The organism is Micromonospora sp. NPDC050417, from assembly GCF_044458865.1.
GTDB lineage: Bacteria > Actinomycetota > Actinomycetes > Mycobacteriales > Micromonosporaceae > Micromonospora_G.
In genome coordinates this window covers 190908-205278 of the sequence record NZ_JBITIH010000009.1, presented here as the reverse complement: position 1 = coordinate 205278, position 14371 = coordinate 190908, and the positions used below count along the sequence as shown (strand labels likewise).

Genomic DNA, 14371 nt, shown 5'->3' with positions numbered 1-14371 from the left:
GCTACTTTCAATTGATCATGGTGTCGGGTCTGCTTCGTAGCGTCCCGATCATGACTGTCCTTCCCGCACCATCACCGCTGGGCCGCCTCACGGCGGGACCGATCGCCCCGCGTACCCGGGCCGTTGCCGTGCTCGCCGCGCTCGCCGTCGCCGGTGGCGCCGCGGCGGTCGCCGTCGCCACCTCGTCGCCGGCCGCCGCCGAGCCGGGCAATGTCGTCGTCTCCGAGGACTTCTCCGCCGGGACCATCCCCGCCGGCTGGAACGCGATCGACGGCGCCTGGAAGGTCGAGAACGGCCGGCTCTACGGCACCTCCGCCAGTTCCAGCGCGAACAACAAGATCACGTTCGGGAAGCACCTGAACGACTTCCGGATCGAGGCGAACATGCGCTTCGAGACGGTCTCCGCCGCCACCCGCTGGGCCTCGCTCGGCCTCGACGTCCCGGCCAACGGTGCCACCCCGTGGTGGATCGCCACCATGCGCAGCGGCACCACCGCCGCCAACGGCCTCGAATTCGCCCAGCGGACCACCGGCAACGCCTGGGTCGTGACGAACACCGCCTCCGCCCCGTACGACGCCGGGACCGGTCGCGACATCCGGGTCGCCGTCGAGGTGCACGGCAACCAGGCCCGCTGGATCTTCGACGGGCGGGAGGCGATGCGGACCAACAGCCTCCAGCGCTCCACCGACGGCGTCCAGGCGCTCTTCGTCAACGGCTCCACCGTCTCGTACGACAACGTCACCGTCACCGAGCTGCCGCCGAACGGCTACATCCGCCCCGAGGGCAGCCCCTTCACCGTGATCGCCCACCGGGGCGCCTCCGCCGCCGCGCCGGAGAACACCCTGGTCTCGCAGGAGATCGCGCGTAAGGGCGGCGCCGACTGGATCGAGAACGACGTCCAGCCGAGCAAGGACGGCGTGCCGTTCATCCTGCACGACGGCACCGTCGACCGGACCACCGACGGCACCGGCAACATCCGCGACCTGACCGCCGAGCAGATCAAGGCCCTCGACGCCGGCTCCTGGTTCGGCCCGCAGTACGTCGGCGAGCGGGTGCCGACCCTCGCCGAGCAGCTCGCCGACCTGCGTACCCGGGGTGGCAGCCTGCTGCTGGAGATCAAGGGCAAGCACACCAGGGACGAGGTCGCCACGATCATCAAGGTGATCCGCGACGAGCAGATGATGAGCCGCGTCTTCGTCCAGAGCTTCGAGGTCGACGCCCTCCAGTACACCTACGAACTCGCCCCCGAACTGCCGCTCGGCCTGCTGCGCAGCAGCCTCGACGCCGACCCGGTCGCGATCTCCAAGCAGCTCCACCTGACCGCGTACAACCCGGACGGCAACGCGCTCCTCGCCAAGCCGGAGGTCGTCGCCCCCCTGCACGCCGCCGGGGTCGCCGTGATGGCGTGGACGATGGACTCGGCCAGCCTCTGGCAGCGGCTGGAGCGGATCGGTACGGACGCGATCATCACCAACCGCACCGCCGAACTGGTCGGCTGGAACTCGGCCTTCATGCAGCGTGCCTCCGGTGACCCGACCGTGGAGATCACCTCGCCGGCCGACGGGGCGCGCCTCGACCGGGCACAGTCCCCGGTGATCGCGGTCGCCGCGACCAACGCCGACACCGTCACCGTCACCGTCGACGGCAAGAAGTCGGCCACCGGCCGCAAGCTCGACCTGGTCAAGCTCACCGCCGGCAAGCACACCGTCAGCACCCAGGTGACCGGTCCCGAGGGGACCGCGACCGCGACCAGCACCTTCACCGTCACGGTGAGCCAGGCCGGCCTCGGTTACGTCATCCTGACCTCGGGCGCCGACCCGGCCGCGATCAACTCGATGACCGCCAAGCTCGTCGACCTCAAGTACGCCGAACTGGCCAGCTATGTCGACCGGCAGGCCGGCAAGCTGGTCCCGGCCGAGGTCGCCAGCGTCATCGCCGCCGACGCCCGGACCCTCGCGCTGAAGTAACCGCCGTACGTCATTGCACTGTGGAATCCCCGCCGTCAACTTCCCGACGGCGGGGATTCCTGTTCGCCCGTACCGTCAGCATTTGCGGCCGGGGTGTTATGCGAGTGACCGTCGGACAACGCCGGATAGCCCGTTTCCGCTGGCAGCGAGGCTGAAAAATTTACCGCGTTCCGTACACCCGGCAGTTCATGCAACGACACCGTTTCCGCATAGGCTCCGGTGCGTCTATCCCCCTTTACGGAGGCTCAGTTTGATGCGCCGGACCAGACGCACGCGTTCACTGAACGCGTTGGGCGTGATCCTCACCAGCGGAGCGCTCGGCCTTGCCAGCGGCACCGCCGCGGTCGCCGCCGAACCCACGGCGAACCCCTTCGTCAGCGAGATCCACTACGACAACGCCGGCACCGACTCCGGTGAGGCGATCGAGATCGAGGCCCCGGCCGGGTTCGACCTGGCCGGCTGGCAGATCGTCCTCTACAACGGCAACAACGGCGCCGTTTACAACACTCGCACGCTCAGCGGCACCGTCCCGGTCGCCGGCGTGGTGGTCGCGACCTACCCGGTCGACGGCATCCAGAACGGCTCCCCGGACGGAATCGCACTCGTCGCCCCCGGTGGCACGGTCGCCGAGTACCTCACCTACGAGGGCACCTTCACCGCCGTCGGTGGCCCCGCGAACGGTCTCCCCGGCACCGACATCGGCGTCGCCGAAGGCTCCAGCAGCCCGGTCGGCTCGTCCCTGCAGAAGATCGGCGGAAGCTGGCGGGACGCGGCCCCGAACACCTTCGGCGTACGCAACGGTGGCGGCGACCCGGACCCCGATCCCGATCCCGATCCGATCGGCTGCACCGTCGCTGTCACCCACACCATCGCCCAGGTCCAGGGCACCGGCGACGCGACCCCGCTCGCCGGCACCCGGGTCACCGTCGAGGGTGTGGTGACCGGCGACTACCGCAGCGGCGGCTACAACGGCATCTCGGTGCAGACCGCGGGCAGCGGCGGACGCGCGCCGGCCGCCGGCACCGCCTCCGACGGCATCTTCGTCTACCTCACCACCAACGCCGCCAACCACCCGTCGGTCGCCGTCGGCGACCGGGTCCGGGTCAGCGGTACGGCCAGCGAGTTCAACGGGCTCACCCAGGTCAGCATCGGCGCCAAGGCCGACGTGCAGGTCTGCGAGCAGGGCGTGGCACTGCCGACCCCGGTCGCGCTCAGCCTGCCGCTCGACCCCGCCGGCCGCGAGTCGGCCGAGTCGATGCTGGTCGCCCCGGTCGGCCCGTACACGGTCTCCGAGGTCTACAACACCAACCGGTACGGCGAGGTCGTGCTCGCCGCCGGTGAGCACGCCGCGGTCATCCCGACCGACCTGGCCCGCCCCGGCAGCCCCGAGGCCCAGCAGGCCGCCGCCGCGAACAAGCTCGCCCGGCTGCTGGTCGACGACGGTCGGACCACCAACCTCTCCACCGACAACACCCTGCCGCCGTACTTCTCGCCGGCCAGCCCACTGCGGGTCGGTGACCGGGTCGAGGCGTTCGGCCCGACGGTGCTCTCGTACGGCTTCAACGAGTGGCGGCTCCAGCCGACCACCCCGGTCAGCGCGGCCACCCCGCCCGCCGGTCGCACCACCTTCACGTCGACCAACCCGCGTACGGCGGCACCGGAGAACGTCGGCGGAGACCTCCGCCTGGCGAGCTTCAACGTGCTGAACTACTTTGTCCACTTCGGTGGCGAGGCGCGCGGTGCCGACGACGAGGCCGGCCTGGCGAAGCAGGAGGCGAAGATCGTTTCGGCGATCAACGCGCTCGGCGCCGACGTGGTCGCACTGGAGGAGATCGAGAACTCGGTACGGTTCAACGCCGCCGACCCGCAGCAGGCGCTCAAGCGGCTGGTCGCCGCCCTGAACACCGCTGCCGGCGCGGGCACCTGGGACTACGTCCGTACGCCGACGCAGTTGCCGCCCGCCGCCCAGCAGGACTTCATCACCACCGCGATCATCTTCAAGCCGGCGAAGGTCACGCTCAAGGGCGAGTCCCGCTCGGTCAACGACGAGAGCGTCTGGTTCAACGCGCGCGAGCCGATCGCGCAGAGCTTCACCTCCGGCGCGGTCACCTTCACCGTGGTCGCCAACCACCTCAAGTCCAAGAGCACCTCGGACGCGGCGACCGGCGACAACGCCGACACCGGCGACGGCCAGGGCGCGTTCAACGGTGACCGGGTCCGCCAGGCGCGGGCACTGGCCACCTTCGTGGACCAGTTGAAGGCCGACAGCGGCAGCGACGACGTACTGCTGCTCGGCGACTTCAACGCCTACACCCACGAAGACCCGATGCAGGTCCTCTACGACAAGCAGTACGTCGACCTGAACACCAGCGGCGAGGCGAGCTACGTCTTCGGTGGCGAGTCCGGGTCACTGGACCACGCCATCGCCTCCCCGTCGCTGGCCGCCCGGGTCACCGCCACCGACGTGTGGCAGATCAACTCGCACGAGTCGTTCGCCTTCCAGTACGACGGCCACCCGGCGTTCTTCGCGCCGAACCCGTACCGGGCCAGCGACCACAACCCGCTGGTGGTCGGTCTGCGTACCACCGCCACCCCGGTCGACCTCCAGTTGTTGAACATCAACGACTTCCATGGCCGGCTGGAGTCTCCGGCGACCGTGAACGGTCAGCCGGTCGGCGGTGCGGCGCAGCTCGCCGGGCTGGTCAACCAGCTCCGGGCGGAGAACCCCAACACCGCGTTCGTCTCCGCCGGAGACAACATCGGCGCCTCGACCTTCATCTCGGCGATCGACGGGGACAACCCGACGATCGACGCGCTGAACCAGATGGGACTGGCCGCCTCGGCGGTCGGCAACCACGAGTTCGACAAGGGCTTCGCGGACCTGACCGGCCGGGTGACCGACCGGGCCAACTTCCCGCTGCTCGGTGCGAACGTCTACCGGGGCAACGAGCGGGTACTGCCGGCCTACTCGGTCAGCACCGTCGGCGGGGTCAAGGTCGGCTTCGTCGGTGTGGTCACCGAGCAGACCGCCAACCTGGTCAGCCCGGACGGCATCGCCGGCCTGACCTTCCGTGACGCGGTCGCCGAGGCGAACACCGTCGCCGGTGAACTCAAGGACGGCAACCCGGCCAACGGTGAAGCCGACGTGGTGGTGCTCCTCGCCCACGAGGGCGCGGCCACCGAGAACATCGACTCCGCGGCCGAGCTGGCGAACGACCCGGTCTTCGGGAAGTACACCCGCGCGAACGCCACGATCGACGTCATCCTCAGCGGCCACACCCACCAGCCGTACGCCTTCGAGGTCCCGGTTCCCGGCACCGACAAGCTGCGCCCGGTGGTGCAGGCCGAGGACTACGGCCAGAAGCTGGGCAAGGTCACGTTGACCTACGACCCGGCCACGAAGTCGGTCACCGCCGCCGACGCGGCGCTGCTCGACGTCGTCGGCGCCCCGCAGGACCCGGCGGTCGCGGCGATCGTCGCCACGGCGAAGGCGAACGCGGCCGAGTTGGGCAAGCGTGAACTCGGCAAGATCACCGCCGACATCAAGCGCGGTTACACCAACGGCCAGGAGAACCGGGGCATCGAGTCGGTGCTCGGCAACTTCATCGCCGACGTGCAACTCGCCGGTACCTCGGCACCCGGCCGGGGAGGGGCGCAGATCGCGTTCATGAACCCGGGCGGACTCCGCGCCGACCTGCTCTACGGCACCAACGGCACGGTCACCTACGCCGACGCCTTCTCGGTGCAGCCGTTCTCGAACGACGTGGTGACCAAGAGCTACACCGGTGCCGAGATCAAGCAGGCTCTGGAGCAGCAGTGGCAGCCGGCGGGCGCCTCCCGGCCGGTGCTCTGGCTGGGCGTCTCGAAGGGCTTCAGCTACACCTACCTGCCGGACGCCGCCCAGGGCTCGCGGATCACGTCGATGAAGCTCAACGGCGTGGCGATCAACCCGACCGCGACGTACCGGGTCACGGTGAACTCGTTCCTCGCCGCCGGTGGGGACAACTTCACCACCCTCGGCGGTGGCGCCAACCCGGCCACCACCGGTGACAACGACCTGACCATGCTGACCGACCACCTCGGCGCGAACTCGCCGGTGACCGCCGACCCGCAGCCGCGTTCGGCGGTCGGCCAGCCCGGCCCACAGTGCACCATGACGATCACCGGTCGCTACAGCAAGCCGCTGACCGTCACCGCCGGCCTGACCTGCCTGGACAAGGCGACCATCTCGGGGCCGGTCACGGTCGCCCCCGGCGCGTCGCTGATCAGCACCGGCAGCACCATCTCCGGTCCGGTCACCGCGACCCGCCCGGTGCTGTTCACCCTCACCGGCACCACCGTCTCCGGTCCGGTCACCGTCACCGGTGCGACCGGTGCGGTGCTGGTCGAGTCCGGCCGGATCAGCGGCCCGGTCTCCGCCACCAACAACACCGCAGGGGTACGCCTCGACACGCTCACCGTCGCCGGCCCGGTCACCGTGACCGGCAACTCCGGCAGCCAGCCGGTGCTGGTGGCGGCGAACACGGTCAACGGTCCCCTCTCCTGCTCGGGCAACACGCCCGCGCCGGGCAACGACGGCCGGCCGAACACCGTACGCGGTCCGGCGAGCGGACAGTGCGCGCGGCTCTGAGCTGACGTACGCAGCGGTTGCCACACCCCGGTCCGGGGTCACCCTCGCGGGTGGCCCCGGACCGGCCCTTTTCCGGCCCCCGGACGGTGTAGCCCGGCGGGGGTGTCGTGGTTCCGTCCGGCCCACGTATTCCCGCTGTGTGTCAGCTCGCGATAGCGGATTAACTCCGCGATTTCGGGGGAGGATCAAGTGGGTCCGGCGCCCTGGACCCGCAGGCGTGCGACGAGGGGGTTCCGACGTGAAGGCTGTGCAGTTCACCGAGTACGGCGAGCCGGACGTGCTGCGAATAGCCGAGGTTGCCGAGCCGCACGCCGGGGCGGGCCAGATCCGGGTGACGGTACGGGCGATCGGCGTCAACCCGTGGGAGTGGAAGGTCCGCAGCGGCGCGATGCGGGAGTTCCTGCCGGTCGACTTCCCGTACATCCCCGGCGGTGAGGTCTCCGGTGTCGTCGACGAGATCGGCGACGGGATCACCGGCTTCTCGGTCGGGGACGAGATCTTCGGCTTCACCGTCGGCGCGGCGTACGCCGAGTACGCCGTACTGGCCCAGGACCAGTTCGCGCAGAAGCCGCCCGCCCTGCCGTGGCCGGAGGCGGCGGCGTTGCCGACGGCGGCGGAGACCGCCGCGCGTGCGTTGGACCAACTCGGCGTCACCGATGGACAGACCGTGCTGGTCAACGGGGCGGCCGGCGGCGTCGGACTGGCCGCGGTCCAGCTCGCCCGGTTCCGTGGCGCGACCGTGATCGGCACCGCCAGCGAGCCCAACCACGACTTTCTCCGCTCGCTCGGGGTGGCCCCGGTCAGCTACGGCGAGGGCCTGGTCGAGCGGGTACGCGAGATCGCCTCGGCGGGGGTGGACCGGGCCTTCGACGTGGCCGGCAAGGGCGGTCTGCCGGACCTGATCGAGTTGGCCCACGGCACCGACAACGTGATCACCATCGCGGATCCCGATGCGCAGAAGTACGGCGTACGTTTCAGCAGCGGCCGGAGCAAGAACCCGTTCCCCGCCCTGGACCAGGTCGCCCGACTGGTCGAACAGGACAGTTTCACCCTCCCGGTGGCGGAGACCTTCCCGCTGGAGCGGGCTGCCGACGCCCACCGGATCAGCCAGGCGGGTCACATCCGAGGAAAGCTCATCCTCCTCCCCGCCTGACCCCCCGCACCGCACTGCACCTCACCCGCACCGCGCACCCGCACCGCGCGCGCCCGTGCCGGCGGGTTAGGAAGGGTCCCTTCCTCTACCAAATCAGATAACAAGGGGCCCTTCCTTCCCCCGTCGCGGGGGCATCACGTGTCGCATGGCGTCAGTAGCATTGCGTGCGGATGTGGGGCGGGTCACGATCTACCCGCCCGGTCGATGGGTGGAGGGGTGGTGAGGGTGGCACTGACCGAACTGGACCGGGGAGCGCCGACCGAGCCCGAGACCGCCCGGACCCCACGCCGCCCGCGCAACGGCGGGCGCCGCCGGGGCGTACGTCGTCGGTGGCTGCGCAGCCTGCTGGTGCCGACCCCCAACCGGTTCGTCCTGGTCGGGGTGATGCTCGTGCTCCTGTTCGGGCTGACCGCCGCGATCGCCGGGCTGGCCGCGCGGGCGGCGGTCGACGCGGGACGGGTCATGGTCACCAGCGCCGCCCAGATGAGCGGCAACGCACAGGGCATGCACCGCTGGCTGGCCGAGGCGGACGCCGCGGCGACCGGGCGCTTCCTCGCCTCGCCCGAGTCGGGACAGCGGGACCAGCTCAACGAGAGGTACGAGCAGGCGCTCGGTGAGGTACGCCGGCTACTCGGCGAGTCAGCCGGACTCACCGGTGGTGATCCGGCCCGTGCCGCCGGTCTGGCACGGGTGGCGAACCAGTTGACGGTCTACGCCGACCTCGTACAGCATGCCCAGACGCTGGGCGCGGACCCGGCGCAGAAGCCGACCGACGCGCTGCTCGGCTCGGCGTACCTGCGGGAAGCTTCCGGATATCTGCGCAGTGTGCTGCTCCCGGCCGCGCAGCAACTCTGGGAGGACGAGACCACCCGACTGCGGGAAGCCCGACGCGGCGGCCAACTGGCGCTGTTCGGATCGATCGGGATCACCCTGCTCACCCTGGTCGCACTCTGGTGGAGCCAGCGTTACCTGCGCCGGCGGACAAAGCGTCGGGTCAACCCCGGGTTGGTGCTGGCCACCGTCGCCATGGTCGCCACCACCGGTTGGCTGGTCGTCTCCTGGCGGCACTGGCCACAGGCGGAGAAGGGCCTGACCGTGGCCGGCCGCCAGTTCGAACGGCACCGCGACCTGATCGAGATCCAACGCGACGCACTTCAGGCCCGCGCGGACATCTACCTGCGGCTCGGCGGCAACAGCAGCCAGTACGGCATGGACGCGCTGAACGATCGGTTCGAGCGGGACGCCCGTTGCGGACAGTCGCAGGAGCCGTTCACCGATCAGATGCGTGCCCTGGTCGGTGCCTGGTGCAACGCCCACCGGCGGTATGTCGAGGAGAACGAACGGCTCGGCGCGCACCCGGCGGCGGTCGGTGCGGCGCTGCCCGGCGGCGAGGTCGCCACCGCGTTCGGGCGTTACGACACCGAGCTGACGAACGAGATCACCATGCTCGACCGGGACATCTTCCGCGAGCTGACCGCCACCCCACCGGCACCGGCCTCGATGGGCGTGGTCACCCTGCTGCTCTGCCTCCTGGCGAGCGCGGGGGTGCTGGTCGGCATCGGGGTACGGGTGAGGGAGTACCAGTGACGTCGACCTCTGCCGCGCGGCGCCGCGCCACCGCCGTACTCGCCGTGGTGCTGCTGCTCGCGGGGAGCGGCTGCACGAACAGCTACCAACCGCCGACGGTGGTTCCGCCGCGCCCGGCCGGGGCACAGAATCCGGCACCGACCCCGAGCCCGGTCAACGCGCCGGAGTGTGACGCGCGCCGGAGCGTCGCGCCGCTGGACATCGCACCAAGCAAGTACGTGACGCAGGGATACATCCGGGCCGGGGTGGACCAGACCATGACCCGGATGACCTACCGCCACCCGGCCACCGGCGAGTTCCATGGTTTCGACATCGACCTGCTCTACGAGATCGCCAAGGCCCTCTTTCCGGGCAAGGACCCGAAGCAGACGCTCCGCTTCGTCGTCGTCACCTCGGCGGAGCGGCAGGCGCGGCTGCGGGACGACACGGTCGACATCGTCGCCGACTCGATGACCGCCACCTGCGCCCGGGCGACGGAGGTGGCCTTCTCCACCGACTACCTCGACTCGGGGCAGACGGTGCTGGTCCGGGGTGACTCGCCCTACCAGGGGATCGGGGACCTGGGAGGCAGGACGGTCTGTGCGGCGACCGGCACCACCTCACTCCAGCACACCCGGGACCGCCCGGAGAAGCCGATCCCGGTGTCGGTGCCGAACTGGACAGACTGCCTGGTCATGTTGCAACAACGTCAGGTCGAGGCGATCTCGACCGACCACAACGTGCTGCTGGGTCTCCGTGACCTCGATCCGAGCACCAGGCTCGTCACCCAGCCGCCCGGGTGGCGTCCGTCGGGTGACACCTCCTGCGACTGGCACGTCGAGCCGAAGTCCGCGTGCACCTGGTTCAGCGACGAGCCGCACGCGATCGCCACCCGGCAGGACGACATCGCCCTGCTCCGGTTCGTGAACCACGTGCTGGAACAGCTCCGACGGGACGGCAGATGGGCGCAGATGCACCAGAAGTGGTTGCCGGAACACCCGGACGCCGGGCCTCCGCCGGCCCGCTACGGTCCGAACCTGTTCTGGCCCCCGGGCATGTGAGGGCGGCGATGCCAGAACCGCGCGCAGCGCGACCCCCAGCGGCCCGACGTCCGCCGGTGTTGCGGCACCAGCCGTTGACGCAGCACCAGCAGGGTGGTGCCGGCGATCCGGAGGCGGAGCTGCGCCGACTGGCGGCCGAGTGCGCCCGGCTCTCCGGAGCGTTGATGATCCGGGACGCCCCGGACGGCTTCCCGCACTCCGACCGTCAGGAGACGGCCGGGGCGACCGCCCGTGCCTGGCAGGACGTCCAGTGGCGGATCGGCGAACTGGCCGCCCAACTCGCCGCCGCGCAGCAGGTGCTCGACCGGGCGGAGCTGCTGCGCCGCCGCCAGCCCGGTGCACCGGTGCCGGCTGGTTCGGGAGCGGGACCGGACGGTGTCCTGGCGCCGGATCTGACCGCCCCGAACGGTGCCGCCGAGTTGGCCGCCCTGCTGCACGGGCCGTGTGAGGTGGTGCTGACCGGGGCCACCGGGGCGCCGGTCGAGGTGGTGAGGTCGCCGCTGCCCGAGGTGATCAAGCGGGCCGGTGAGCACCACGCGGCGATCGTCGCCGTGGCCGAGGCGGTGGCGTCCGCCCGTACGGTGGTGGTCGGGCAGCTCGATCCGCTCGCCCGGCGGTTCGCCGAGCTGCGTACCCGGGCGGTGGCGGTGGCCGTGCCGGAGGATGTGCTCACCGGCGTGGAGGCGGAGTTCGACACGCTGCGCCGGGTCGCCGAGCGCGATCCGCTCGGTGCCGCCGACGGGGTGACCTGGCGGGCGGCCCGGGAGCGCCTCGCCGCGCAGGTCGCCGACCTTGGCGTACGGCTCGGACGGGCCGAGGAGCTGAGGGTCCGGTTGCCGAGCCTGGTGGACGAGTTGCGGCTACTCATCGGGCGGTTGGACGCGGACGAGACCGAGGCCCGGTACGCGTGGCGTGGCCTGGCCGCGATCCCGGGTCCGCGTGTCGGCACGGAACCGGCGGGGGCCGAGTCCGGGGCGGCGGCGGACGCGGCCGAGTTTGGCGCACCGGTGCCGCAGGCCGGGGCGCTGCGGGTGCGGCTGCGCGCGGTCGAGCGCCGCTGCCGCCATGGCCAGTGGTGGGACGCGGTCGACGAGGAGGCGGAGCCGGCCGAGATTGGTGCGGCGGTGACCGCGGCGGCGGAGCGAGCGGTGCGGGCCAGGGACGCGGCCGGGTTGCACCGGCAACGGCTGCGTGAGCTTCGGGTCGAGTTGCGTGGCCGGTTGGACGCGTTCCAGCGCAAGGCGTTCAGTCTGGGGCGTTCCGAGGATCTGCGCCTGACCGATCTGTACAACGAGGCCCGGCGTCAGCTACGGGCGGAGCCGTTTGACGCCGAGGCTGCCGATTCCGCGGTCACCCGCTACATGTACGCGGTGAACGAGGAGGGCCAGGCGTGAACGGCTGTCTCGCCCGTGACTGCCCGGGCAACGTGGACCTGGACGGCTTCTGTCTCAGGTGGGGGCACCGGTGCCTGGGGCAGTCCGGTGAGCGGTCTGGTGTGGACGGCCAGTCGGCCGGCTCGTCTGGCGCCGGTGGTCCGGCCGGTACCGGTGACCCGGCGGCACCCGGCGGCCGGTCCGGTGCGGGGGCGACGACCAGTGGGGGGAGCGCCGGGCCCGGGTGGTCCGGTGGCGCCGGCTGGGGCGCCGGTTCGGCCGGAGTCGGCTCCGGTGCCGGCGTGGTCGGTTCGGGTGGGGGTCTCGCGGGTTCCGGTGGCGGCCCGGGTGGTGGCATCAGCGACCCGGGTTTCGGTGGTGGCCCGGGTGGAGGCATCAGCGACCCGGGTTTCGGCGGCGGCCCGGGTGGAGGCATCAGTGGTTCGGGCGGAGGGGCCGGCGGCTCGGGCGGAGGGTTCGGCGGTTCCGGTGCGGGGCTCGGCGGTTCCGGCGGAGTCGGCGGTCGGTCCGGTGGGGGTAACCCGTCGCCGGGTGGCGGTGGCGGGACCCGGCGTTGGTTCGGCCTGGTCGAGATGCCGGTGGTGCCGCCCCGTGACCCGCTCGCGGCGATCCGGGCGGACCATGCGGTGCCCGAGCACGCGCGGATCTGCGCCCGGTCATCCTGCCGCCGGCCGGTGGGACGTACCGACGGCAGCGAGACCGGCCTCACCACCGGCTTCTGCCCGTACTGTGGCACGCCTTTCTCGTTTGTCCCGCCGCTGCACGACGGGGACGTGATCAAGCAGCGGTACCGGATCAAGGGCTGCGTCGGGTACGGCGGCATGGGCTGGATCTTCGCCGCCCGTGACGAGGACATGGACGGCAGTTGGCGGGTGCTCAAGCGCCAGCGGGCGGCAGAGGACTCGACCGCTGCCGAGGCGTTTGTCGGGGAACGGCGGGCACTGATCGCCCTGGACCACCCGAACATCGTCAAGATCTACGACTTCGTGCCGCCGGAGGCGGGCGACGGTACGCCCTACATCGTGATGGAGTTCGTCGGCGGGCAGTCCCTCGACGAGATGCGACCCCGCCCCTCCGGCTGGGGCGTGCCCGGGCCGTTGCCACTGCCGCAGGTGCTCGCGTACGGGCTGGCGATCCTGGACGCCTTCGACCACCTGCACGACCAGGACTGGCTCTACTGCGACCTGAAGCCGGACAACGTCATGCACGTCGGCAACCGGCTCAAGCTGCTCGACCTCGGTGCCGCCAGACGGGCCGGCGATCTGGACAGCCCGCTGCTCGGCACCCGTGGTTTCGAGGCGCCCGAGGTCCACCGCCACGGTGCGCGAGCCGCCTCGGTCCGGTCCGACCTCTACACGGTCGGGCGCACCATGGGTGCGCTCAGCCTCGCCGCCAACACCAGCCAGTACCTCAGCCGCTTCCCCGACGGCCGGCAGCCGGAAACCGTGCCGCAACTGCTGGAGCAGCACGAGTCGTACCGCCGGCTGCTGCTGCGTGCCACCGACCCGGAGCCGGAACGCCGGTTCGGTTCCGCCGCCGAGATGTACGCGCAGGTGCGCGGGGTGCTGCGGCAGGTCCTCGCCGAGCAGGGCCAGGAGGTGACCCCGGAGGCGTCGACACTCTTCGGACTCGCGCCCCGCCCGTTCGGCGCGTACGACGACCTCCGTACGCCGTTGCCGGCGGCGACCGTCGCGACCGCGCTCCCGGCGCCGTTGATGGACCTCGCCGACCCCGGAGCCGGGTTCCTCGGCTCGATCGGCGCGCTCCAGCCGGCCGAGTTGATCGCACTACTCGGGCGGGCGCCGGAGCGCAGCCGGGACGTCCTGCTCCGGCTGACCCGGGCCCACCTCGACGCCGGCCAGCCGGAACTGGCCGCCGACACGCTCACCGAACTCGCCGCCCAGCCCGGTGCGCCGGTCGACGACTGGCGATTGGACTGGCACCGGGGCCTGGTCGCTCTCGCGGCCGGCGAGATCGGCCCGGCCCGGGAGCACTTCGACACCGTCTACCGGCGACTCCCCGGTGAGTTGGTCTCCCGGCTCGGGTACGCCGTCGCCAGTGAACTCGACGGCGACCTCGTCACCGCGGAACGGCACTACGCCGCGGTCTGGGCCACCGAGCGTTCGTCGCTCAGCGCCCTCTTCGGGTTGGCCCGTACCCGGCTGCGCCAGGGAGACCGGCGGGGCGCGGCGACCGCGCTCGACCAGGTGCCGGAGACGGCCAGTCACCGGCTCCCCGCGCAGATCGCCAAGGTCCGCGCACTGCTCGGCGGGGTACGTCCGGACCGGCCGGAGGCGGACGAACTGGTCGACGCCGCCGCGACGGTGAAGGCGTTGGAATTGACCGGGGCGGCCCGGGACAGCCTCACCGCCGAGGTGCTGGAGGTGGCGCTGGCCTGGATGATCCCGCAGCAGGGTGGCGTCGCCGGCATGGTCTTCGACGTGCCACTGGTCGAGGACCGGCTGCGGGAGCGGCTGGCCGAGGTCTACCGCTCGTTGGCCCGGCAGAGCGTACGTCGCCAGGAGCGGGTCGCCCTGGTCGACCGGGCCAACCGGGTACGACCGTGGACGTGGCTGTGACCGGCCGGGCTGCCGTCACCC

7 protein-coding genes are annotated in these 14371 nt (G+C 71.5%); all 7 read left to right on the top strand.

The window, feature by feature from the left end:
* Positions 1 to 50: 50 nt before the first annotated feature.
* On the top strand, positions 51 to 1967 hold the full coding sequence (locus ACIBF5_RS14430) for a glycerophosphodiester phosphodiesterase family protein (protein ID WP_396811610.1): 1917 nt from the start codon (positions 51 to 53) through the stop codon (positions 1965 to 1967).
* Positions 1968 to 2220: 253 nt separating this feature from the next.
* Positions 2221 to 6597 (top strand): ExeM/NucH family extracellular endonuclease, encoded by a 4377-nt coding sequence (locus ACIBF5_RS14425; RefSeq protein WP_396811608.1) that lies wholly within the window; start codon positions 2221 to 2223, stop codon positions 6595 to 6597.
* A 238-nt stretch (positions 6598 to 6835) separates the two neighbouring features.
* Positions 6836 to 7750, top strand: coding sequence for an NADP-dependent oxidoreductase (locus ACIBF5_RS14420; protein WP_396811606.1), 915 nt, complete (start codon positions 6836 to 6838; stop codon positions 7748 to 7750).
* A gap of 225 nt (positions 7751 to 7975) precedes the next feature.
* Entirely contained in the window at positions 7976 to 9337 is a 1362-nt protein-coding gene (locus ACIBF5_RS14415; protein WP_396811604.1) for a hypothetical protein, read from the top strand.
* Positions 9334 to 10377: a transporter substrate-binding domain-containing protein gene (locus tag ACIBF5_RS14410; protein WP_396811602.1), complete on the top strand. Its 1044-nt coding sequence runs from the start codon at positions 9334 to 9336 to the stop codon at positions 10375 to 10377. Before ACIBF5_RS14415 ends, ACIBF5_RS14410 begins: the two co-directional genes overlap by 4 nt.
* A 56-nt stretch (positions 10378 to 10433) precedes the next feature.
* On the top strand, positions 10434 to 11771 hold the full coding sequence (locus ACIBF5_RS14405; protein WP_396811600.1) for a hypothetical protein: 1338 nt from the start codon (positions 10434 to 10436) through the stop codon (positions 11769 to 11771).
* The gene (locus ACIBF5_RS14400) at positions 11768 to 14350 is read left to right on the top strand and encodes a tetratricopeptide repeat protein (protein ID WP_396811599.1); all 2583 of its coding nucleotides are present in this window, start codon (positions 11768 to 11770) and stop codon (positions 14348 to 14350) included. Before ACIBF5_RS14405 ends, ACIBF5_RS14400 begins: the two co-directional genes overlap by 4 nt.
* Positions 14351 to 14371: the final 21 nt, after the last annotated feature.

Bases quoted from the DNA above. Each gene is read 5' to 3' on its own strand.
- ACIBF5_RS14430 (WP_396811610.1), top strand. From the start codon at position 51: ATGACTGTCCTTCCCGCACCATCACCGCTGGGCCGCCTCACGGCGGGA.
- ACIBF5_RS14425 (WP_396811608.1), top strand. From the start codon at position 2,221: ATGCGCCGGACCAGACGCACGCGTTCACTGAACGCGTTGGGCGTGATC.